General features: G+C 70.3%; 13 protein-coding genes. 4 read left to right on the forward strand and 9 right to left on the reverse strand.

The window, feature by feature from the left end; all coding sequences use genetic code 11:
• Window positions 1–52: 52 nt before the first annotated feature.
• The 3 genes from DN771_RS25330 to DN771_RS25340 are packed head-to-tail and all read left to right on the forward strand — an operon-like array spanning window position 53 to window position 2,626.
• Window positions 53–832: an NADH-quinone oxidoreductase subunit B family protein gene (locus tag DN771_RS25330; protein ID WP_420810940.1), complete on the forward strand. Its 780-nt coding sequence runs from the start codon at window positions 53–55 to the stop codon at window positions 830–832.
• Window positions 829–2,163, forward strand: a complete 1,335-nt coding sequence (locus DN771_RS25335; protein ID WP_117000363.1) for a Ni/Fe hydrogenase subunit alpha — start codon at window positions 829–831, stop codon at window positions 2,161–2,163. Before DN771_RS25330 ends, DN771_RS25335 begins: the two co-directional genes overlap by 4 nt.
• A complete protein-coding gene (locus DN771_RS25340; RefSeq protein WP_162942401.1) occupies window positions 2,156–2,626 on the forward strand; it encodes a hydrogenase maturation protease in 471 nt (156 codons plus the stop codon). The genes DN771_RS25335 and DN771_RS25340 overlap by 8 nt, the downstream gene beginning before the upstream one ends.
• Here DN771_RS25340 and DN771_RS25345 read toward each other — a convergent pair.
• The 5 genes from DN771_RS25345 to DN771_RS25365 all read right to left on the reverse strand — a co-directional run bounded on the left by DN771_RS25345 (window position 2,589) and on the right by DN771_RS25365 (window position 7,983).
• Window positions 2,589–3,317 (reverse strand): DUF6390 family protein, encoded by a 729-nt coding sequence (locus DN771_RS25345; RefSeq protein ID WP_117000365.1) that lies wholly within the window; start codon window positions 3,315–3,317, stop codon window positions 2,589–2,591. The genes DN771_RS25340 and DN771_RS25345 overlap by 38 nt on opposite strands.
• Window positions 3,314–4,243: a DMT family transporter gene (locus DN771_RS25350; RefSeq protein WP_117000366.1), complete on the reverse strand. Its 930-nt coding sequence runs from the start codon at window positions 4,241–4,243 to the stop codon at window positions 3,314–3,316. The genes DN771_RS25345 and DN771_RS25350 overlap by 4 nt, the downstream gene beginning before the upstream one ends.
• The gene (locus DN771_RS25355; protein WP_162942402.1) at window positions 4,240–4,440 is read right to left on the reverse strand and encodes a HypC/HybG/HupF family hydrogenase formation chaperone; all 201 of its coding nucleotides are present in this window, start codon (window positions 4,438–4,440) and stop codon (window positions 4,240–4,242) included. The genes DN771_RS25350 and DN771_RS25355 overlap by 4 nt, the downstream gene beginning before the upstream one ends.
• 288 nt (window positions 4,441–4,728) lie before the next feature.
• On the reverse strand, window positions 4,729–4,995 hold the full coding sequence (locus tag DN771_RS25360) for a hypothetical protein (protein WP_117000368.1): 267 nt from the start codon (window positions 4,993–4,995) through the stop codon (window positions 4,729–4,731).
• Window positions 4,996–5,217: 222 nt separating this feature from the next.
• Window positions 5,218–7,983, reverse strand: coding sequence for an ATP-binding protein (locus DN771_RS25365; RefSeq protein ID WP_117000369.1), 2,766 nt, complete (start codon window positions 7,981–7,983; stop codon window positions 5,218–5,220).
• A 97-nt stretch (window positions 7,984–8,080) separates the two neighbouring features.
• Here DN771_RS25365 and DN771_RS25370 point away from each other — a divergent pair, with 97 nt between their 5' ends.
• On the forward strand, window positions 8,081–8,650 hold the full coding sequence (locus DN771_RS25370; protein WP_162942403.1) for an ester cyclase: 570 nt from the start codon (window positions 8,081–8,083) through the stop codon (window positions 8,648–8,650).
• A gap of 15 nt (window positions 8,651–8,665) precedes the next feature.
• On the opposite strand, the gene DN771_RS25375 is transcribed toward DN771_RS25370, so the two are convergent.
• From DN771_RS25375 to DN771_RS25390, 4 genes are all read right to left on the reverse strand, one after another.
• Window positions 8,666–12,181: a Tc toxin subunit A-related protein gene (locus tag DN771_RS25375; RefSeq protein WP_117000370.1), complete on the reverse strand. Its 3,516-nt coding sequence runs from the start codon at window positions 12,179–12,181 to the stop codon at window positions 8,666–8,668.
• 22 nt (window positions 12,182–12,203) lie between these two features.
• Window positions 12,204–18,548, reverse strand: coding sequence for a neuraminidase-like domain-containing protein (locus DN771_RS25380; RefSeq protein WP_117000371.1), 6,345 nt, complete (start codon window positions 18,546–18,548; stop codon window positions 12,204–12,206).
• A gap of 151 nt (window positions 18,549–18,699) precedes the next feature.
• A complete protein-coding gene (locus tag DN771_RS25385; protein ID WP_117000372.1) occupies window positions 18,700–20,817 on the reverse strand; it encodes an ABC transporter ATP-binding protein in 2,118 nt (705 codons plus the stop codon).
• A gap of 115 nt (window positions 20,818–20,932) precedes the next feature.
• On the reverse strand, window positions 20,933–22,791 hold a 1,859-nt coding region (locus DN771_RS25390; RefSeq protein WP_162942404.1), incomplete at its 5' end, for a cytochrome b5 domain-containing protein.

Genomic DNA, 22,791 nt, shown 5'->3' on the forward strand with positions numbered 1-22,791 from the left:
CGCTGACGTGCAACACGAGCTCCGTACCGTGCCGATCGACTGGCCCGCGAGCATCGACCGCGGCGAGCCGCCGTCGCTCGCGGTCTGGAAGTTCGCGTCGTGCGACGGCTGCCAGCTGAGCCTGCTCGATTGCGAGGACGACCTGATGGCCGTCGCCGGCCGGGTCGCCATCTCCTACTTCCCGGAGGCCACCACCGCAGTCGTGCAGGGCCCCTATGACGTCTCGCTGGTCGAGGGCTCGATCACCACGGACCACGACGCCGAGCGGATCCGCGAGATCCGCTCCCAGTCGCGCCTGCTCGTCACGATCGGCGCCTGCGCGACGGCCGGCGGCATCCAGGCCCTTCGGAACGGTCGCGACGTCGACGGGTTCCGTTCGATCGTGTACGCCCACCCGGCGTACGTCGAGACGCTCGCGACGTCGACCCCGATCGCCGCCCACGTGCCCGTCGACCTCGAGCTCCGGGGCTGCCCGATCGACCGCGGCCAGCTGCTCCAGACGCTCGCCGCCCTCCTCAACCGGCACGCGCTGCGCCTGCCGACGACGAGCGTGTGCACCGAGTGCAAGGCCCGCGGCACCACCTGCGTGATGGTCGCCCACGGCACGGCGTGCCTCGGCCCGATCACCCAGGCGGGCTGCAACGCACTGTGCCCCTCGTTCCACCGCGGCTGCTACGGCTGCTTCGGCCCGATGGAGAGCCCGAACGTCGCCGCACTCCGCCACCAGCTCGCCGCGCTCGGCCTCGACAGCGACGGCATCGACCGCCTGCTGCACACGTTCAACACCACGGCATTCGCCCTGGTCGACACCCCCGTCGAGGTCTCGCGATGACCCACAAGACCGTCAACCTGAACGTGCCGACCCTCACCCGTGTCGAGGGCGAAGGGGCCATGCACGTCTCGGTTCGCGACGGTGTCGTCGAGCGCGTCGAGCTCGAGATCTACGAGCCCCCGCGGATGTTCGAGGCGTTCCTGCGCGGCCGCAACTACACCGAGCCGGTCGACATCACCGCCCGCATCTGCGGCATCTGCCCGGTCGCCTACCAGATGAGCAGCGCCCACGCGATGGAGTCGCTCGCCGGCGTGCACCCGGCGGGCGCGATCCGCGAGCTGCGGCGATTGCTGTACTGCGGCGAGTGGATCGAGAGCCACGTGCTGCACATGGCGTTCCTCCACGCGCCCGACTTCGTCGGCGTCGACTCGGGCATCGAGATCGCCCGGCAGCACCCCGAGCTCATGGCCGAGGTGCTGCATCTCAAGAAGACCGGCAACCGGATCATGGAGGTGGTCGGTGGCCGGCCGATCCACCCGGTCAACGTCCGGCTCGGCGGCTTCTACCGGGCCCCGACGCGCGCCGAGCTGGACAGCCTGCTGCCCGACCTCGAACGGGCGCACGCCGGCGCGCTGGCCCTGCTGCGCTGGGTGGCGACGTTCGAGTACCCGACGATCCCCGGGCGGCTCGCTGCGGACACCGAGTACGTGTCGCTGCGCCACGAGGCCGAGTACCCCTTCAACGAGGGCCGGATCGTGTCGAACCGCGGGCTCGACGTGTCGGTGGCCGAGTTCGGCGAGCGGCTGCACGAGTACCACGTCGCCCGCTCGACCGCGCTCCACGCCGTGCTCGACGGCGACGAGCACACCGGCCGCCGCTACCAGACCGGCCCGCTGGCGCGCTGGATGAACTGCGCCGACCTGGTGCCCGGCTCGATCCGGGCCGTCGCCGACGAGCTCGGCGTGGCACCCGTCGAGACCAACCCGTTCCGGAGCATCCTGGTTCGCGGTCTGGAGACGTTGTGGGCGGTCGAGGAGTCGCAGCGGATCGTTCGCTCGTACGCGCCGCCGGCCCGCCCGTTCCTCGACGTGCCGGCGGTCGCCGGCGTCGGTCACGGGTGCACCGAGGCGCCCCGCGGGGCGCTGTACCACCGCTACGAGATCGACGCCGCGGGCACGATCCGCGACGCCGTGATCGTGCCGCCGACCAGCCAGAACCAGGATGCGATCGAGGCCGACCTGCGCGACTTCGTCGCCTCGCACCTGGATCTCGACGATCACACGCTGGGGCACCGCTGCGAGCAGGTGATCCGCAACTACGACCCGTGCATCTCGTGTGCGACCCACTTCCTGCGGTTCTCGATCGATCGTGGCGGGATCGCTGGTGCCTGAGCGCACGCTGCTCGTGATCGGCGTCGGCAACCGCGACCGCGGCGACGACGCCGTGGGTCCGGTCGTGTGCGATCTCGTCGCCGCCGCAGGGCTCCCCGGTGTCGACGCCGTGGTGTTCGAGGGCTCGGTGCTCGATCTGCCGATGCACTGGGACCCCGACGACCGCGTCGTCGTGGTCGATGCCGGAGCCCCTGCCGGGCGCCCCGGTCGGGTCACGCAGACCGATGCGTTGGCGCATCATCTCCTCGCGCCGGGCTCCGCGTCGACGCACGTCATCGACGTCGGTGCGGCGGTCGAGCTCGCCCGGGCCCTCGGACGGATGCCGGCCGAGCTGTCGATCGTCGGGATCGAGGGCGCGTCGTTCGGGTTCGGCGACGGGCTCCACCCCGCGGTGCGGCGGGCCGCGACGAGGACCGTGGCGCAGATCAGCCGGCGTGCAGCTCGCGCAACTGCCGATCCGTGACGTGGCGCAGCCAGGCGAGCTGGCGGGCGTCGAGCCGCTCACAGATCCAGTCCCAGTGCACGGCGACGACGTCGCCCGTGGCGACAGGGATCGGGCTGTCGACCGCCTCGACCAGTGGCTCGCCGTACACGAGCCGGCTGCCCGACCACACGAGCGGGGTCCGCCGCACCAGGATCCGATCGTCCCCCGCGCCCTCAACCACCTCGGCCCAGCTGATCCGGCAGCGGTCGACGATGCGGAGGGGCTCGTCGACGATCCCGGCGCGGATCAGCCCCGCCCACGGCATGACGCGCAGCACGTGGTACGCGTGGTTCGCCAGCCCAGCCGGGATGCTCTCGTCGACGTGTCGCCACGAGCTGCCCATCCGTCGCCGAAAGCGCTCGTCGATCGAGGTCCCGAAGTCGTGGAGCGGCACGTGGTCGAGCAACTCGTTGCCGATCCAGTAGGCCTCGACCACGTCGGCGTCGAGGGGATCGCCCCGGCGGTTCGAGCCGGCGAGCAGCTGCAGGTACGGGTAGGCACCCTCGAACTCGGCGGCGATCTCGTGCAGCCCCGGATCCTCGTGACCGCGGGTGTAGTGCGCGAGCTCGCCGCCGTCGCCCGGGCCGCAGTACCCGAGCCGGTTCGGAGGGAACGCGAACCGGGCGAACCGGATCGGCCCGGACGTGATCGTTCCGGCCGCGGCGCTCATGCCGGCGCCCGTTCGCCGGTCGGCCGGAGCAGGGCGCGGGCGGTGACCGCCGCCACCCCCAGCGCGATGAGGACATAGCCGGAGGGGTCCGCCGCCAGTGGGATCCCGCGCAAGCCTCGGTCGAGCAGCGCGGTCACGACCGCACCGAACACCAGCACCGCCGTCACGTCGACCGCAGGGGCGAGCGCCAGGGCCGTGTACCAGGTGGCGACGAAGGCGGCGAGGGTGGACCCGGTCAGCAGCACCCAGAGCCCCTGGTGGGCGTCGAGGGCGACGAGCGCGCCGAGGCGATCGGTGACGGCGAGCCACAGGACGAGCACCACGCTGCCGCCCGCCATCCGTGCCGTCGCCGCGATTGTCGCCGGGACGGCGACCAGCACGCGCTTCACGAGCAGGACCTCGAACGCCCACAGCAGCGTCGCGACGAGCACCAGCAGCTCGGCCGAGCCGAACCCGGCAGCACGGATCCCGCCGGTGAGCACGAGGTGGCCGACGACGAGCAGCCCGATCGCCGCGGCGTGCACGGCGGTGACGCGTTCGCGCAGCACGACCGTGGCGCCGATCGCCACCCAGACGACGAGCGTCTTGTGGATGAAGGCCGCATTCGTCGAGGTGGCGCGCGCCAGACCTTCGAAGAAGAGCACGAAGGGCACGGCGCCGCCGACGACGGCGATCACGGCGAGCGTCGGCCAGGCCCGCCGGGCGACGTCGCGGAGGTCCGATGCCGTTCGCGAGGTTCGTGCCGTCGCGACCAGGACGGCGGCGAGCAATGCCCCGGCAACGAGGTTCTTCGCCGTCGTGTAGACGGTGGCGTCATCGAAGCGCCGGACCGCCAGTCCATTGACGAACACGGCGAACCCACTCACCCCGGCCGCTCCGAAGGCGAGTCCGATGCCCCGACCCCTGCCCGCTCCTCTCCAGATCATTGCGACTCCTCCGCGTGATCCACGAGGTGCAACGCCATGCCGATCGAGACGGCGACAGTGTCACCCCGTTCCACGCTCACACCGTCGACGGCCAGCACCGCGAGCGAGACGTCGCGCATGGTCCCGTCGGCGAACCGGACCGCGGCGTGGGCGTCGTCGAGCAAGTCGACGACCGTCGCGTACTCACCGAGGCACATGCACAGCTCCTTTCGCGCTCCACTCAGCCACAACCGTGGCGAGGGCGACCAGTGCCAAACGTCCCATCCCATTACGGCTCGACCGTCTCAAGTGGATCCTGACGGTGAGACGGGTCGCTCCGTCCGGAGCCGACACCGGAGGCCTTCGGAGCGGCATCAGTGTGATTGGCTTCGGCGCCGCGAGCGCGATGAACAAGGTGGGGCATCCCGACCGTATGAGTCGGACTCGACGCCCGCGCGACGTCAACTGCTCGAGGAGCACGCGTGTACTCCGATGGACGGGGACGTCTATTCCTCGACGAGGATCACCAGCGATTCCGGCACGACGCCGTCGTGAGCCATCGCCTCGGCCGCTTCCTCGCTGCCCATTGCGGCCATGAGCGCATCGAGGTCGGCAACGTCCATGAGGACCGCAACCTGGCCCGGGTCCTCCGGGTTGACGAACGTTCGGATGTTGGTGACACCGAGGGGACCAAAGATCTCCTCCCGCTTCGGAGAGGCGAGCCAATGATCTTTGCCCTTCGAGATGTCGTGGTGCCCGATGACGGTCGGCATGGTGACCCCCTTGACTGGGTGACGACCACATTGCGGGGAGCGGCCCCCGCCGCAGGATTGATGCGACGTCACCGTTCCCGTTGTGGCCGAGGCGGTTTGCGTGGTGTGACTGTGCGCATCCACCAGGTCCTGTGTCGTCCGACGAACGTCGTATTTCTTGGCGGAGCGTTGCAGGCTGCAAGCGCCTCGTGCCCGGCTCGACTCGTGGACGAGGCGCGAGGGTCAGTCGATCTCGTTGCCGGCGAGCTGGTCGGTGCTGGCGGTCATGAGTTCGCGTGCTGAGTGGATGTCGAGCTTCGTGTAGATGTGCTGCAGGTGCGTGCGGACGGTCGCTTCCGACACCGTGAGGCGTTCTGCGATCTCGCGGCGACTGTTCCCCGATCTCATCAGTCGAGCGATTCTGAGCTCCTGGGGGGTGAGCCGTCCGTCTGGGGACGTGCGCCGCCGCCTCCCGCCGGTCGAGGACAAGCCCTCGCGTGCGTAGCGGGCGAGGGCGGGCGCGCTCACCGCCTCGGCCGTGCGGAGGGCTTCGGCGAAAATTGCTCGCGCGCGGGACGGCGCGCCGTTGCGGCGCAGCATGTCGCCGTAGGCCAAGAGCGTGGATGCGCGTTCCATCGGGAGCTCGGCGTCGTCGTGGAGGGTGAGCGCCTCGATGTAGTGGCTTTCGGCCGTCAGGTGGTCTGCGTGGTGGATGGCGAGCTCGGCGCGACCGAATGTGGCGGCCACCGCTGGGTAGCGGCACGGTAGGCGTGTTGCGCAGTCGTCCAACCGGTCCAGCACCCGGGCGGCGTCGGCGTCGCGTCCGGCGCGGGCGTGAGCGATGGCGGCGCGCCCTGCCCATGGAACGACGCAGGGCTCGCCGATTCCGAGCTGTTCGGAGAGCCGCTCGGCCCGCAGGTACGCCGCGGCCGCCGCTTCGGGCCTGCCGAGGCCGAGGTGGGTGATCCCCTGGAGATGCAACACCCAGATACGGACGATGCCTTCGTCGCGGTCGTCGAGCAGCGCCTCGAGCTGTCGGCGGCAGTCGTCGGCTTCGTCGGCCCGGTCGAGGTGGAGGAGCGTGAAGAATCGGACGACCGCGTTGTGGGTGGCTCCGAGGGGCACGAGATCGGTGAGCTCGCTTGCACGATTGCTGAGCTCCAGCGCCTCGGTGAGGTGTCCGGTGCGCGCCGCCACCTCCGCTTCGCCGATCAACGACATGGTGAGCGCTTCCGCCGCACCGAGCTGTTCCGCGGCGACGCGGGCCGATCGGAAGCCCCGGACAGCGACGTCGAACTGCTCCAGGTACTTCGCGGCATGGGCGTGCACGGTGGCGAGACCCCACGACCATGCGGGGTCGGCCAACTCGGGTCGAGGGTTCGCGTGCGCTGCGCGGGCCGCAGTCGCGGCAGCCTCGAGGCCGGCGGGATCGCCGGCCATCACCATCAAGTACCCGTGTGCCGCCTCGGCACGCAGTCGGAGGCGGTCGTCCGCGCCGGCCGCGAGCTCGATCGCACGTGTGGCGAGCGGGAGGCAGCCCCTGGGCCCCATCACGATGTGCATGCTCATCGCCTGGTCGATGAGTGTCTCCGTCGCGGCCAGCGGGTCGCGTCGCAACAGCAGATCGATGGCGTCGGTGAAGCATGCCGCGGCTGCGACGTGGTCGCCCGCGGCGTAGAGCGCCCGGCCCCGCATCCGGAGCGCTGTCGGCCGCACCGCTGGGTCGTCCTCGACGCGGGAGAGGACACGCCGATACACGTCAGAGGCTGCATTCGGGTCGCCGGAAGCCAGCAGTGCCGCTCCTTGGGCCATCAGCAGGTTGGACTCCGCCCGGTCGCCGGCCAGCTCGACTGCAGCGGTCAGCTGGGCGCCGGCGGTCCCGAGGGCACCGACCCTCAGTGCCGCCCGCCCGGCCCGTTCGAGCGATCCGACGACGTCGGCATCTCGTAAGCCCGCTCGGAGCGCATGTTCGGCTGCCTCTGCTTCGAGGCCGCGCCGAGACAGCACCTCGAAGCTCCGGGTGTGCAGACGAGCCCGAACCGGCCCCGGAAGGTCGTCGTACAGCGCCTGCGCGAACAGCGGGTGCACGAACCGCACGCCCTCCGGAGCGACGTGCCCGATCAGGCTGCTCCGACCGAGGGCCTCGACGGCACGATCGGCCTCGCGCTCGGTGAGCCCTGCCACCTCGGCCGCCACGCCCGGATGGAAGCGGACGCCCAGCACGCTGGCAGCGCGGACGTAGCTCAACGCGATCGCGGGGAGACCGGCGAATCGGCTGAGCAACAGCGCGTCGGCCCCGACGGGGGGCCACGCTTCGTGGGCGGAGGCATCGATGGCCCCGCAGCCGATCGCCGATGCGACCTGCTCGACCAGCAGTGGATTCCCGGCGCAGAGCTCCCAGGCCCTGGCCGCCGCGGCGTCCGACACGGGACGCCCGGCTCGTTCGATGAGCATCGCCGACGCGCTCCCACGACTGAGCGGGGCGAGTCGCACTCGCCGTGCGATCCCCGCGCCGACAAGGCTCGCGGCGACCGCTTGGGCGTCTTCGGGCCAACTCCGCATCGTTGCGATGATCGCCACACGGAGCGAACCGATTCGCCGTGAGAGCAGCGACAGCAGCTCCAGCGAGTCCGAGTCGGCCCAATGCAGGTCGTCCAGCGCGAACAGGACGCCCTGTCCACCCTTTTCGAGCCACCGCAACAGCCGATAGAGCTGTTGGGGCCGCCCGACCGGAGCGTCGGAATCCCGCAGGAGGCTCGGGCCGTCGAGCATCGACAGTGCCTGATCGAGCACGCCGAACGGCATCGACATCTCCATCGAGTCTCCCTGGCCCAGCCCGATGCGCAGATCAGGCTGTGCCCGTTCCCTCGCCGACTCGAGGATGCTCGACTTGCCCAGGCCTGCATCACCCTCGACGAACAGCACCCCGCCGCGGCCAGCTCGCGCCGAATCGAGTAGTGCGGCGACGGCCTCGCTCGCGCTCTCGCGCTCTCGCAACACGCTGCCCATCCCGCCTCCAGTCGGCCCAGACTACGCGCCGTGTTGGAGACAAGGAATACGACGATCATCGGATGCTGCGGGTCGCCGATCGGCCGATAGTGCAACCATGCCGGCGGCCCGCACCGCACGGGAGATCGTCCTGATCCTGCGACACACGGAGGACGGCGCTCCGTGCGGCACGTTGCGAGTCGTCGGCCATCGGACCGGCACGGCCTTCGAGGGCTGGATCGAACTCATCGGACTCATCACGGAAGCAACGGGTGCAGACATGGACTACGCGGCGACGATACGGGGCGCCTACGAGCGCATCACTGGAGGCGACATCTCAGGGTTCGGGGAACTCGTAGCCGACGATTTCATCGAACACGAACAGCTTCCAGGCCTCGCTCCGACCAAGGCCGGGGCGCTGGAGTACTTCGAGATGCTGCTCTCGGCGTTCCCCGACCTCCGGATGGACGTCCAAGACCTGATCGTCGACGGCGACAAGGCCGCGATACGGGTGCGGGCCACCGGGACACACGATGGTGAGTTCCTGGGTGTGCCACCGACGGGCAAGCACGTCGAGATCGAACTGATCGACATCATGCGAATGGACGGCGACGGTCTCCTGTGTGAGCACTGGGGCGTCGCCGACATGCTTTCGCTCATGCAACAGCTCGGCGCCGTCCCCGCCTGATCTATCCGGTGGGCCCTATGTCGTCCAGGTGGCGAGGAGCCAGAGGTCCCTGGTGGCTTCGCGCTCGACCGTGACGGTCCACGGTTCGTCGAACTCTGGGATCCCGGCGTCGCCGATCTCGACCTGGACGGGCTCGTCGCCGACGACGGCGGGTGGCCGGTAGAGCATCGCCGTCTCGATCTCGGTCCGGAGCTTCGCGCTCCAGTACGGGAACATGCTGCGGGTGAGCGTCACCGTGATCGGCGCAGTGTCACCGGGCGTCGCTTTGAACGTCGCCCATGCGGCAGGGAACTCGTGGCGCAGCGAAAACAGCCGGACGCGCGTCGCTTCCTTGGCCCCTTCTGTCAGCGCCTTGAGACGGGCGAGGGCCGGTGCCCGGTTGCCCTCTCTCGCCGTGAACTTCATGTGCAGGACGACGTCGGTGATCGTGTCGTAGTCGAACGTCCGGTAGCCCTGCGGACCCAGCCCAGGCAGGTCGATCTGCCACGACGACACGGCGCCGGCAAGCTCGAACGGCAAGCGCCGGTGATCGGCGCCCGACGCGTCGAACACTCCGGGATCGTCCGCGCCCGTCGACATCATCACGGCTTCGGCGGGTCCGCGCTGCTCCTCGAGCTCGGAGGTGTCGGTGCGGCGGATCGCGCTCGAGACGAGCCGAAGCGTCGCGTTGACGCTCGTGTGAGGACCGGTCACGCACGGCATGCTCATCGACACAGCGCGGATCCGCCGGAAGTAGTGGCCCGGCCCGTCGAGATCGAACAGCTCCTCGGGCACGTCGAAGCGGCACGTGCCCGTTGCCCGCAGGCGCAGCAACGCCAAGGGGTCCAGCTGGGCGAGGCTGACGTGCCTGATCATCTCCAGCTCGCGCTCGTTGTGCTCGTGGTACGCGAGCTCCATGCGCGTGAGGTCGAACAACAGCTTCTCGCCGGCGAGGAGCCCCTCGTTGCCGCTGAGGTAGTCCGTCCCGACGAAGGTCAGGTCCGACCGGCCGACCTCGTGCTGCAATGCCAGCTGCGCCTTGGCCGCCGCTTCGGTGGCGACTGCGAACGTGCGCGAGTACAGGGCGCGCACTTCTCGCTTGAGCCACGTGTAGAGCGCCTTGTTGGCGGCGCGTCCGGTGATGTGGGCGCCCTCGCTGTTGAGGAACTGCTCGACCTCCTCGAGCTGGGCCAGCTCGACCTGGTGGTTGTGCCACTCCCGCTCGGCGACCGCCTCGCGCAGTTGGGCCGCGCGGAGTTGCTTGAAGACCTGGCTGATCTCGCCGGCCGCGAGATTGCTCTGGTGGGCCCAGTCCTGCTCGCGCCGGGCGTAGCCGCCGACCTTGGCGGCGACGCCGGCGCCGAAGCTCATCTGGTCGGCCACCGTGAGGGCGACATCGGCCGCGAAGCGGGCGAACTTCGCCAGCTGCGTCCCACCGAAGCCGAAGTCGCCGCCGAGGCCCCAGAAGTGGAACTTGACCCCGAAGTCGGGGATCATCGACGACGCCTGGCCGGCGAGCTGGGCGATCTTGATGACGTCCTGGATCGTCCTGGCCGTTGTCAGCAGGTCGAGCTCGGCGGCCTCGAAGCGGTTGAGCAGCCGCCCCGCGGCCTCGTCGATCACGTCGGTGGCGATGTCGATCGGGACGTCGCGCGGCGCCACGGTCGGTTCGGCGGCTCGCAGGTTGTACGCGGCGAGCTGCTGAAGATCGAGCTCATCGAGCTCGGGAACCTCGATGTCGCCGAGTGAGCGCCCGAGCTGCTGCTCGTAGAAGGCGTACCGGGTGATCGCCGTGTCGAGCGAGGCCACGACCGCCTCGCGCGTCTTCGTCGCCTCGAGGAGCTGTCCGTATTTCACCTGCTTGGTCAACGTCGCGAGCGTGCGTTCGTGCCGGACGCGCAGGAGCGAGAGCTCCTCGCCGTCCGCCTTCTCCATCGTGGCGAGCAGACTCGTCCCGAGCGCCGCCACCTGCTGGGCGAGCTCGGTCGCCTGGCGGTGGAGCAGGGCGAAGCGGAGGCGGGGGAGCTGTTGCGCCGTGCCCGCCACGATCGCGGACGTGTCGAGGCCCGCCGCAGCTGCACGCGCGAGCAACGCCGGATCGATCGGCGGCTCGAAGACGGGGATCTGACGGAAGACGCCCTGCAGGTTGAGGCTGTTGCGGATCTTGAACAGCCGGTCGGCGACGGTGTCCCAGTACCCGAGCAGGCGGTCGTTGCGAGGGACGCCGAAGTAGAGGCTGCGGCCGATGCTGCGCACGGCGGTCAGTCCCGAGCCGGATGTCGAACTCGTCGGTCGTGGCGCGAGGTCGAACAGCAACGAGCCCTCCACGGTCCGCATCGTGTTGCCGAACTCGTCGAGTTCCCTGCGCAGGGTGGCGTAGTTCTGCGTGCGCACGCTGCCCTTCGACGGCACCGGTTGCGGTCGGGGACCGAGGATGACGGCAGCGAGGACGTAGAGCTGCAGCGCCTCGTCGATCGCCTCGCCCGTGTCCTGGCGGAACAGAGAATCCCCCCACGCGACGAGGTTGTCGAGGTAGGCCATGACGGTCTTGAACATGTAGGCGGACTGGCGGAAACGAGCGACGACGTGAGGGCGGAACGGAGCGTCCTTCCACGCCTGGATGGCATTGATCGTGTCGCGCTCGAGCACCGGGTCGTCACCGGTCGACAGGTTGACGAGCACCTGCTCGATCCGCTCCACCTCGGTGGTCTGGAACGGCTTGACCTTCCAGTAACGCTCGGGCGCGAGTTGGCTGGACGTGTCGGTGGGGTCGAAGAGCAGGTGCAGCCACTGCATCGCCTCCGCATACCGGCCGCTCCGGCTGAGATGGACGGCGATCGTGAACGGGACGTGGAAGAACAGCTCCCAGTTGTAGACGGAGTACGCCCCGCCCGGTGTGAAGTCGAGATCGTCGGCCGGATGTGGCGAGAGTGCCGTGTCCGGCACGAGTGCGGCGTTCGGCGCGTAGGACGAGAAGATCTCGCGCAGCAGCGTCGGGCGCGGGGCGTCGTCGCGGAGGGTCGCCGTCATGTCGGCCCGGAGGAGCACGGCGCGGCGATCGGCGCGCGTCACCACGACCCCAGCCGGGACGACGACCTCGGCGCCGACCGCCGGGATGATCGGTCGCTCGCCGGACACGAGGTGGCGACCGGCGACGTGCACCGGTCCCTGGCCGACGAGCGTCAGCCGCACGTCGTCAGGAATCGTCACGGTCTCGCCGGCGGCGACCGTGACGTCCGCCCCACCCTCCCCGCCGAGCGAACCGGCGACAGCAGCCGACAGCACGAGGCGTAGCTGGTGCTCGGTATCGGCCGCCTGCAGCCCCTTGACCCCCCGGCCGATGAGTCGCCGGGTGAGCTCGGTCGCCCAGGCGTGATAGTGAGGGGAGAAGCGATAGGTCAGGTTGCGCTCGCGCACCACGGTCCGGCGCTGCTCCGTGTGCGACGACTCCCGGGGAAACCAGCGGGCGTACCGGTTGGCGTCGATCAGCGTCGTGGCGTAGGCGTCGTCGGCGAGGTGGAAGCTGGCGGTCGGATCGATCTCGTAGGTCATGGTCGGTACCTCTCGAAGATGCTCAGCGGATGGGCCGGCGCACCAAGGAGATGCCCGGGTCGAGGTCGGTGTCGTTGGCGACGAGCCCGTTGCGCCCGACGATGCGCAGCGCGCCCGACGACGCCGAGAGCCCGGCGTTGAACAACGAGACGTCGTCGACGAGGACCACCCGGTCGGCGACGAGCGAATCCGGTCCCGCGTCGCCGACGATCGTGTCGGCGACGCGTCCGGTCACGATGGGGATCGCCTGGTCGGCGATCGTCACGTTGTCGACGATGCCCGTGGCGCCCATGCCGTTCGCGATGCGGTGCCGCCCCTCGACGGCGGACACGACCGTGAGGTCGACGCCGCCCCGCGAGCCGAGCACGGTGTCGTCGAAGACGATGCCGACGTCGGGCGACGTGAGGAAGTCGCGTGGCCGGCTGCGGACGAGGCCTTCCCACGGGTCGAGGAGGGGGTCGCCGTCATCGGGGCCCACCGGGACGACCCGCTCGGGCACGAACGGCACCACGCTGTGGCGTTCGATGATGGCGGGGTCGAACACGATGCCCGGCTCGGGGTCGGGCACGATCCACTCTTCCCAGGAGTCGGTGGTCGTCTCCAGCAGCGACGGTTCGACGAAGAACGTGCGTCGGGCGTCCTGGAAGAAGAACGGGCTCACCAGCGAGCCGATGTCCCCGGAGCCGACGGTGATCCCGTTGGCGGCCGGCAGGACGCTGTAGCCACCACAGTTGCCGAGGATGCCGAGCGTCGAGCTGGCCGCCGTCTCGGCGGCGCCGTCGACGGACGAGAACTTCTGGGCGAACGTCACGGTGAGCGTGCCCGCCCCGTTGTAACGGTTCACAGACGGTGTACCGGCGTTGTACGGCGTCCCGGGTGGGGGAGCGGACGTCCCCGATTCGGGCACGCTGTTGCGACCGCGGAGGAGGAACGTGCGGGTCATCGCCCCGGTGAGGTGGATCTGCACGCCCACCTCCTCGCCGTCGGCCCAGAGGACCGAGCCGTGGACGAAGGTGCGAGCGGGGTCGAACATCCCGTTCGTGCGGTGCGGAGGCACCCGGCCGAACCCGCCCGACGTGGTGGGTGACCACGTTCCGTCGAGGTACTCGCTCCAGTTCAGTTGCACGTCGATGACGCGGTTGACGCCGTCGGTCGACGTCCCCTTGCGAACGTCCGAGACCTTGGCCTCGGCGAGGCTCGGCGAGGGCTTGGCCGCCGACGTGATCACGTTGACATTGCCGGCCGATCCGATGCCGAAGTCGGCGGCGTCGAACCGCTGGGCGGCGATCAACCGATCGCCGCCCATCGGGTCGGAATCGGCGACGTCGGCCTTCTGCAGGAACGTCACCCAGAACAGGTGCAGCCGATCGCGCCAGACGACGGGAACGATGTGATCGCCGTCGACGTCGACTCCGACCGGCTCCCACGGTGTCCACGTACCGTGCTGCATGCGTCGGTAGAAGAACTGGTGCGGGCTGCCGTGGGTGCGGCCGATCACGTGGAGCGTCGTCGACCCGGGATCGAGGGCGTCCTGGTCGATGCAGAAGCCGACGACGTCGAGCCGGGCGATCTCCTCCAGCTTTCGGAGGTACACCGCGAAGGCGTCCTCGACGACGTCGGCGGTCACGTCGCTCTGGAGCAACGTGCTCTCGAGCTCGGCGAACAGGTGGGACTTGTCGTCGCGGAACTCGGGCTCGAGCCAGTTCTCCGGGTAGAGGAAGATCTTGCGGTTCGCCTCCCACACCCGGTACCGCTTCATCCACTCCCACTGGTCGGCGTCGACCGCCGACGGATGGACGGCCGGTTCGATGTTGAGGAGACACCGTTGGATGAACAGCTGGCACGAGGCGATCGCCTGGCGGATGCGAGTGGTCCGCAGCACCGGCTCGGACCCGGGGTCGATCAGCAGCTCCTGGTAGAGCTCCTCGACCGTGTCGAGATCCCGGGCGTGGAGGACGGCGGCGACCAGTGCGTCACGCTGCCGGCGGCGGAGGCGGTCCGACACGGGCTTGGCGACGTCGCGCCATCGCACCGGGCCCAGCTGGGCCCGGACGGCGTCCTTCACCTCGCGGGCGATCCGCCGGCGGTCATGTGGCGGAGTGGCTGGATCGACGACGGCGAGCCAGCCCGCCAAGGTGGCGGCCGGTACCCCCAGTCGTCCGGTCAGTGCGAGCACCGTCCACACCTGCTCGATGCCCCTTGGCGTCGCGAGTGACGCGGCGCCGATGCCGAGCACACCGACGGTGGCCGTGACGACCTCCGGGCTGCGGTGGCTCGCCCTCGCCAACGCCGAGATGGTCCCGTCGAGATCACCGCCACGAGCGGCGGCCACGGCGTCGGCGAGGGCGTCGTGCGGGGCGCGCATCGCGCGCCGCAACTCGGCGAGGTGGATCGCATCGGACAGCGGAGCGAACGACGGCGATGAACCGTCGATCGGCGACAGCGGAAGGGTGTCGAGTCCGAGCACCTTGCATTCGTGGGCGGTGAGGTCGAGCCGGTCGGCGAGCACCAGGACCTTTCCGAGGAGCAGGTTGGCGCGCCGGGCCCGGGTCGGATCGGCGCCTGCCCCGGCGCCGGCGATGAAGCCATGGACGAGCGGTGCCGAGCCGTCGGCGACGGAAGGGTCGCGGAGCGCGTCGGGACCGTGGACCAGTGCGGCGACGAGTCCGCCGCGCGGGCCGAGCACCGCGGCGATGTTGGCGGCGACCGCCTGCTCGACGCCGGGTGCTGGTGACGGCGGCGGCGGTTCGCCCGGGCTCGAGCCGACCGAGAGCTTGGCCAGTGTCTCGCCGATGGCGGCGAGCAGTGGGCCGAGCAGGGACTCGGTCTCGGCCTCGTCGTTGGTCGGATCGGCCGGATCGAGCCGGTGCTCCGCCAGGTCAGCGAGCTCGCCGGGCGTCAGCCCCGAGTCGGCCACTCGCCGGGCGAGGCGGAGGAACTCGATGGTGGCGTTCGGCGACTGGGGCGTCGCGCCGGATGCGATCACGGCCAGCGGATCGTCGGCGAGGGCCGCGAAGGGATCGACGCCGCTCAGACGCCGCAGGGTGAGCACGTCGGCCACCGGCCACGAGAGCGAGCCGGCGAGGAAGGCGTAGCGGGCCAGGGATGACACCGCGCCCATGGTCAAGGGCAGATCGTCCCAGGCCGGACCGTCTCGGTCGCAGATCGCCTGCAGGTCGTCGGCCCGGATGCCGAGCGCCCCGTGGAGCGCGGGTACGTGCGATCTGACGAGGGCGGCGTCTCCGGTGCCGATCGACGTGGTGGACAGGGCGTCGCCGAGCGGCGCGACGAAGCTGGGGTCCTGCTGGCCGACGGGACGGCCGAGGAACAGCTCGTGGTACGACGGGCGCGGCCCGCTGACGTCGAGGTCGGCGAAGAACGCCACGAGCCGCCGGCGGTCGCGCTCGTCGCTGCCCAACAGCTGCTCCACCTGTCTCAGTTGCGAGAGGCGCGCGAGGGCCGTTCGCATCGGACGCCCGAAGGGTGCCGTTCCCGCCGTGCCTCCGGGGACGAAGGCGGCGAGAGCCGCGTCGAGATCGGCGATGCTCCAGCCGGTCACCCGGCGCAAGCGCACGAAGATGTCGAGCTTGACGTAGATCTCCGCCAGCCGCTCGGGAGGCACCGCGGTCCCGGTCGTCGCCGAGCCGACGATCGTGCGGTCGAAGTCGCACGAGGCGTCGGGATCGACGAGCACGACGACATCGTCGAACACACCACCGGGAAGGGCGGCGAGCCACTCGTCGGCGGCGCGATCACCCGTGAGCCCGTAGGACCGTGTGACGGTGTCGAGGCGATCCTGCACCGACCGGACCGTGAGCCACGCGGTTTGCCCCGGCTCGGCGACCGGCTGGTCGGTGGCGATCAACGACCGGTTGGCGCGCCAGACGACGGCATCGGCCACGCTGACCCCGGCGGTGGTGAGAACCCCCAGGGCAGCGAGCCCCGGGTTCACGAGCCCGGTGCCAAAGAGGTCGGCGAGCTCCTGGTAGGTCACGCCCAGCCGTCGGGCAAGCTGCTTGGCGCGCCCCAATGTGGCGGCGGCGCTCGCCTCCTGGTCGGCACCCTCGGCGTAGCCGGCGCGGGTCCACCACGACGCGAGGGGATCGGGCGCGGTCAGGACGTCGGCCTCGGCGACGCTCAGCCCGAGCCGCTCGACGGCCGCGGCGTAGCGGCGGGCGTCGTCCCCGCTTCCCGCGTCGAACGCCTCGAGGAGGTCGGCCAGCGGCTCGTCCAGCCAGCCGGTGTAGCCGCGCACCGTCTCGTGCCACCGGTCGAACGGCAGGACCGCCGGGTACGCCGCGCCCAGCAACCGGTCGTAGGCCGCGTCGATCGAGAACTCCGGCTCGGCCATCACGTCCGCCGACTCGACCGCCCCGCTGTCGCGAGCGGCGTCGGGAACCCCCGGCGGGGACGCTACGAGGAACTCGAGGATCTCGATGACGAGGTCGATCACCGGCAGCTCGACGTTGGTGTTCTCACAGGACAGGGCCAGCCGGGCCAGGTCGGGCCGTCGTTGCATCAAGGCCTCGTACGGCGTGCCGTGCGGATACGGCTCGCCGCCGTGCCGCTTGGCCCAGTCGGCGGTGAAGCCCTCCCACACCAGCGGGTCGGGATCGAGGAACTTGAGCAGGTCGACGAGGTAGGCGGCCGGCCCGAGCACGGAACGGCAGTGGTCGCACTCGCAGTAGTCCATCGAGCCGAAGAGCGACTCCATGGTCGGCGTCGCGGGCAGTGCGCGGCGGATGTTGGCGACCGCCTCCTCGCGCCGCTCGGCGGAGCCCGAGACGAGCGCGAGGGCCGGGCCCGCGGCAACCTGCTTGGTCATCGACGTGAAGTTGTAGAGCACCGCCGAAACCTGTTCCGATTTGCGGTGGACCAGCCGGGCCTCGCGCTCGGACGGGAACAGCCAGCCGTAGCGATCGACGAACGACTGCTCCGGCATGGCCACGATGTCGTACGCCGACGTGAGGCCCTGCTGCATCAGGACCTTCATCGCGGCGTTGCTCGGCGACAGCTGGTACGCCCGCTGCAGCGTTGTGATCGCCGACGCCACGGCCGGGCGCTCGTCCGGCTCGACGCCGTCGAGCACCGCGGCGTTGTCCTCGATGAACGAGTCGAGGTGGGTCACCCCGAGACGGAAGCCGGAGTCGGCCGCCCGCGCGAGCGTGGTCGCCACTGCGGCATTGAGCTCGCCGGCTCCCACCGGCAGTTCGTCGCGTTCGACCATCCCGGCGACGACATGCGTGGGGTATGCCACCCGCACGCGACGCGCCAATTCGCCGGAGTACGACGCCACCGGGTCGGCCGTGCCGGCGAACGCCGCCGGAACCGCGGCCGCCCCGCCGGCCTCCTCGAGTGCGGCCGCCCATGTGGTGTCGGCGTCGAAGCGATTGGCGACGAGCGCGGCCCCGAGGCTGGCGTCAGGCCCCACGTCTGCGGCAAGGCGAGTCATCAGCGGGGCGTTGTTCGTGGTGAGGAACGCCAGCTTGGACTGCGTCCGCAACGTGCGGATCGACTCGTCGTTGAAGCCGGCGGCGGCGACGCGTCGCCACAGCGGCTCGGCATTGCCGCTGTCGAGCACGATGCGCTCGAACCGGGATCGCGCCGAGTCGTCGCCGTCGTCGGCGAGCCCGGTCGCGTCGAGCAGCTCGGCCATCGTCGACGTGCCGCCGGCCGGCCGCCTGGCGAGGAGCTCGGTGCGGGCGAACGTCTCGAAGGCGGCGACGGCATCGGCCCGTGCGCCTTCGTCGAGATCGATCACGCCGGCGGCCGCCGACTTGTCGAGGGCGGCACGCACGGCGGCGGCCGGCACCCGGGCCAGCGCAGGGCCGCTCGATGGGAGCCCCGCTCGAAGGAGCCCATAGACCGCCTCGTCGCCGATCCCGGTGGCGGGCCGGCCGTCCGCCGGCTCGCTCAGGCGCGCCGACAGGGCGGCGACGGCGACGAGGCGGGCGTCCCATCCCGACTCCCGGCGCAACAGGCTGAGATCACGCCGACCTTCTCGCTCTTGAGCCCCGGCCAGCGAGCGACCCTGCAACGCCGGAGCGACGGCATCCATCAACCGCCGGTACTCCGATGCGACCGACGCCGCGGCGACCGGCACGACGAGGTGCATCGCCGAGAGCTCCTGGTGCGGACTCAACGGAGTCAGCGTGATCTCGTCGCCACCCACACGGATGGTCCGGGCGAGCAAGGTCGAGCCGCTGTCGACCTCGACGTCGGTGACGACGTAGGTGCCGTCGTCGGCGGTGACGACCTCGGCGAGCGGTTCGGGGTCCGCCCCGAACCGTTCGCGGACGAACGTGAATGCCAGGCCCGGTGCCGCCAGCCCGTTCGTCGTGCGCACCTGGCCCGTGATCTCAGCCATCGAATCCTCCTCGTCGCGCTCGCACCGATGTCACCGGGACGCGGGCGGGAGGAGGAGTCGGCGACTGACCTGCCGTCCGTTGGGAGCTGGCTCGCACGGTACCGATGCACTCCCGACGTCGCGATCGAATATTCGCCGCCGCCCGGCCGGACTACGTGTTGCGGAGCCCGACGGGCGCCGGCTCGCGGCGGGGGCCGTTCGGCACCGGGGGACGGTGATCCCCTCGTGGCGGGTGCGGCGGATGGTGCTGACCCGGACGCTCCGGATGATCGGGACGGTCCCGACGATCGAGACGATCCGGACGATCGGGATGCTCAGCACGATCCGGGTGCTCAGCACGCTCCGCGTGATCCGCACGCTCCGGGTGATCAGCACGATCGGTGCCTCCGGACTGGCGGGAGAACTGCGTGCGGTAGAGGTCGGCGTACAGCCCTCCGGCCGCCAGCAGCTCGTCGTGTCCACCGCGCTCGACGACCCGTCCGTCATCGATCACCAGGATCTGATCCGCCTCGCGGATCGTCGACAGCCGGTGGGCGATGACCAGTGACGTGCGCCCGGACAGGGCCGTTCGCAGCGCCTGCTGGACGGCGAGCTCGGACTCGGAGTCGAGGTGGGCGGTGGCTTCGTCGAGCACGACGACGGCCGGTGCCTTGAGCAGGAGGCGGGCGATCGCCACGCGCTGCTTCTCGCCTCCCGAGAGGCGGTAGCCGCGGTCCCCGACGATCGTGTCGAGGCCGTCGGGCAGGGCGGCGATGGCGTCCCAGATCTGGGCGGCGCGGCAGGCCTCGATCAGCTCGGCCTCGGTGGCTCCTGGGCGGGCGTACTCGAGGTTCGCCCGGAGCGTGTCGTGGAACAGGTGCGAGTCCTGGGAGACGACGCCGACCGTGTCGTGGATCGACTGCTGCGTGACGTCCCGGAGATCCGACCCGGCGATGCGCACGGCGCCGGCTTCGGGATCGTAGAGCCGGGAGACGAGATGGGTGATCGTCGTCTTGCCGGCGCCCGATGGTCCGACCAGGGCGGTCATCTTCCGGGCCGGTGCCGTGAAGCTGACGTCGCGCAACACCACCTGCTTGGCATCGGTGTGTTCGGGCGAGGTCAGGGCGATCGACTCCAACGAGGCGAGGGAGACCTCGGACGCCGTTGGGTACCGGAACGACACGTTGTCGAAGACGATCTCGGGAGCGGTCGCGGACGTGTCTCCCGGTGCGGCGATTGCCAGCGGCACGGCGTCGGGCCGGTCCTCGATCAGCGGTTTCAGGTCGAGCACCTCGAAGACCCGGTCGAAGCTCACCATCGCGGTCAGCGCGTGGACCTGGACGTTGGACAGAGAGGTGATCGGCCCGTACACCCGGCCGAGCAGCATGGCGAGCGAGATCAGCGTGCCGACCTCGAACACGTCGTGGATGACCAGCGAGCCGCCCAGCCCGTAGACCATCGCCGTGGAGAGCGACGCGAGGAGCGTCAAGACGATGAACAGCGTGCTGCCGTGCATGGCCTGCACCACACCGATGTCGCGAACCTTGCCGGCCTGCTGGGAGAACAGCTCGGCCTCCTGCGACGGCCGGCCGAAGAGCTTGGCGAGCATGGCGCCCGAGACGTTGAACCGCTCGGTCATCGTCGACCCCATCGCTGCGTCGAGCTGCATCGACTCCCGGGTCAGGCGTTGGAGCCGCTGGCCGACCAGTCGAGCCGGGATCACGAACATCGGGATCAGCACCAGTGCGATGACGGTCACCAGCCAGGAGAAGTACAGCATCGCGCCCAGCACGAGGATCAGCTGGAGCGTGCTCGACACGATGGTCACGAGTGTCGAGGTCAGTGCCTGCTGCGCGCCGATCACGTCTCCGTTGAGCCGGCTGACCAACGAGCCGGTCTGGGCCCTCGTGAAGAAGGCGATCGGCTGTTGCTGGACGTGGGTGAACACCTCGGTGCGGAGGTCGTAGATGAGCCCCTCGCCGACGCGTGCGGTGTACCAACGCTGGATGAACTGCATCCCGGCGTCGAGGATGGCGAGGCCGGCCACGAGGGCGGCGACCCACACGACGACGTCGAGCTTGTGGGGGATGACGCCGCGGTCGATGACGACGCCGAGCAGGATGGGGATCGCCACGGTGATCACGGCATCGACCGCCGCGGCCAGGACGAACACGAGGAGCTGCCAGCGGTAGGGCCGGGCGTATCTCACGATGCGCCGCAGCGTGCCTCGCTTGATCTGTTGTTTGGTGATCTCGTCTTCGCCGTCGAATCCGTGCATCATCTGTTGCATTCCGGGACCGCCGGGGCCGGGGCCAGGTGGCATGTCAGTCATCTCCTCGTGAGTGGTGTGGGCGTCGTGGGTGGGCGTAGGGGTTGTGGCGTGTCGTGTCGTGTCGCATCGGAGGTCAGACTCCGACGCCACGGAAACCGCCGGCGGCGTAGCGGACGAACTCGCCGAGCTGGCTGCGGACAGTCAGGCGGGACGGAGCGGCCGGCTCGGCCGGTGTCGGGGGTACGGGCGGCGGTGTTGGTCCGTTGCCGGGTGCAGGTGGCGCCACTGCCGGCGCGGCCGGGGTGACCTTGGCCGGGCAGAACAGGTAGTGCTTGATGACCTTCGGGAAGCGATCGAAGATCAGGTTCCGGGGGCGCTGCCAGGGGATGCCGGCCCGCTCACACGCCTCCCTCACAGGTCCCTCGCTGACGAGGTTGGCGAAGCCCGAGCCCTGCCACGGCACCACGTGGTGCACCCGGTGGGGACTCAGGCCAGCCGACAGGAACAGGTCGATCCAGCGGTTGCCGACGACGGTGAGGTCGTAGCTCAGCCAGATCTGCTGTGCCGCCCAGTCGTTGCGCAGGTGTTGCGGGAGCCCGGCGAGCTCGTCCTCGTCGGTCGTGGCCTCCTCGAAGTCGTGGCTGGACACGACCAGGAAGGTGTTGAACCACAACGTGACGAAGAACTGCACGAACCAGGCGAGGATGTGGCCGGTCGCCAGACAGAGACCGAGCTCGATCAGGAGCAGGGCCCGCACGAGCCAGAAGTCGACTCGTGCCGCGTCGGCGCCGGCCTGCTTCTTGTCGGCGCGCGTGTCCGCTGCCGGCGCGTCGTCACCCTGCTCCCGGGCCGCGGCGCGGCGTTCCTTGCTGCTGGCATGATCGCCCGGGTCGACGCCTTGGGGGCGTTCGAACTGGGCGATCTCCCGGCCCCGCATCGACAGTCCGGTGAGGGCGATGCCGAGCTTGTGAATCGTGTAGCCCGGTACCCGCAGCAGCGGGTGGAGGCGGAGCATGGCGTCGAAGAAGGTCTTCTTCACGTCGGCCCCGGAGCCCATGTACGGGTGGTGCAAGAGGACGTGTCCGTCGGTCCCGATGAGACTGGTGCCGACGTAGTTGATGTCGAAGAGCGCCTTGGCGAGCGGTAGTGCCGGCCGGCGACCCTTCGGCTTGGTCCTCCACTTGCGGTGCACTTGGTAGTGACCGGCGCCGGCCAGCGCAGTGCGCGTCAGCACCGTGAGCACGACGAACGCCCACGCGGGGAGCACGCCGATGATGAGGAGCACCAGCGTGGCGATGTGGGCGATGCCGATCGCCCACGTCACCCCGTCGAACAACCGATCCCATCGCCGCAGCTGCTGGCGCGAGATCGCGCTGAACAGCGTGCGGCGGATGTCGGCGAGCAGGCTTCCCTCGTCCCGGTAGTCGAGGTGGGGAAGGTCGCGCCTCGCGTCGAAGTCCGGGGCGAGCAGGAACGGGGGAACGCCGAGCTTGGGCAGGATGTCCTGTGCCGTCGGCACCGGGGGCGGTGCGGGCCGTTCCATCGGCTGGCCGGGGAGCTCGCCGGCGGCATCGGACCGGACGTCACCGACCAGGTCGCCGCGCGGCGGCTCGGGCCTGACGTCGTCGACGAGCTCGTCGAACTGTCCGGACTCCCGGGGATCTCTGATCTTGAACCGGGCGAGCATCTTCTGCAGCCCGGCCGGCTCGGGGTGGTAGGTGTGCAGCAGGGCGCTGATGTCGCGCCCGATGGTCTGGGTGAACCAGGTCGCACCGCCTGGGTGCTTGCCGATCCACTCCGTGAAGTCGTACGCCTCGCCGTCGACGATCCAGAACGGTCGCCCGGTGGGCAGCACGGTGCCCGTCTTGGGCGAGCTGCGGGTGACGGTGGCGGGTGCCGGGCCGGGGGTTGCCGGGCCGGTGGGTGCCGGGCCGGGGGCTGCCGGGCCGGGGGCTGCCGGGCCGGGGGCTGCCGGGCCGAGGGGTGCCGGGG

Source organism: Desertimonas flava (genome assembly GCF_003426815.1).
Taxonomy (GTDB): Bacteria; Actinomycetota; Acidimicrobiia; order Acidimicrobiales; family Ilumatobacteraceae; genus Desertimonas; species Desertimonas flava.

Excerpts from the sequence above, each read along its gene's own strand:
- DN771_RS25375 (WP_117000370.1), bottom strand. The coding sequence starts at position 12,181 with ATGACCTACGAGATCGATCCGACCGCCAGCTTCCACCTCGCCGACGAC.
- DN771_RS25380 (WP_117000371.1), bottom strand. The coding sequence starts at position 18,548 with ATGGCTGAGATCACGGGCCAGGTGCGCACGACGAACGGGCTGGCGGCA.
- DN771_RS25385 (WP_117000372.1), bottom strand. The coding sequence starts at position 20,817 with ATGCAACAGATGATGCACGGATTCGACGGCGAAGACGAGATCACCAAA.
- DN771_RS25365 (WP_117000369.1), bottom strand. The coding sequence starts at position 7,983 with ATGGGCAGCGTGTTGCGAGAGCGCGAGAGCGCGAGCGAGGCCGTCGCC.
- DN771_RS25335 (WP_117000363.1), top strand. The coding sequence starts at position 829 with ATGACCCACAAGACCGTCAACCTGAACGTGCCGACCCTCACCCGTGTC.
- DN771_RS25360 (WP_117000368.1), bottom strand. The coding sequence starts at position 4,995 with ATGCCGACCGTCATCGGGCACCACGACATCTCGAAGGGCAAAGATCAT.
- DN771_RS25345 (WP_117000365.1), bottom strand. The coding sequence starts at position 3,317 with ATGAGCGCCGCGGCCGGAACGATCACGTCCGGGCCGATCCGGTTCGCC.
- DN771_RS25350 (WP_117000366.1), bottom strand. The coding sequence starts at position 4,243 with ATGATCTGGAGAGGAGCGGGCAGGGGTCGGGGCATCGGACTCGCCTTC.
- DN771_RS25370 (WP_162942403.1), top strand. The coding sequence starts at position 8,081 with ATGCCGGCGGCCCGCACCGCACGGGAGATCGTCCTGATCCTGCGACAC.
- DN771_RS25355 (WP_162942402.1), bottom strand. The coding sequence starts at position 4,440 with ATGTGCCTCGGTGAGTACGCGACGGTCGTCGACTTGCTCGACGACGCC.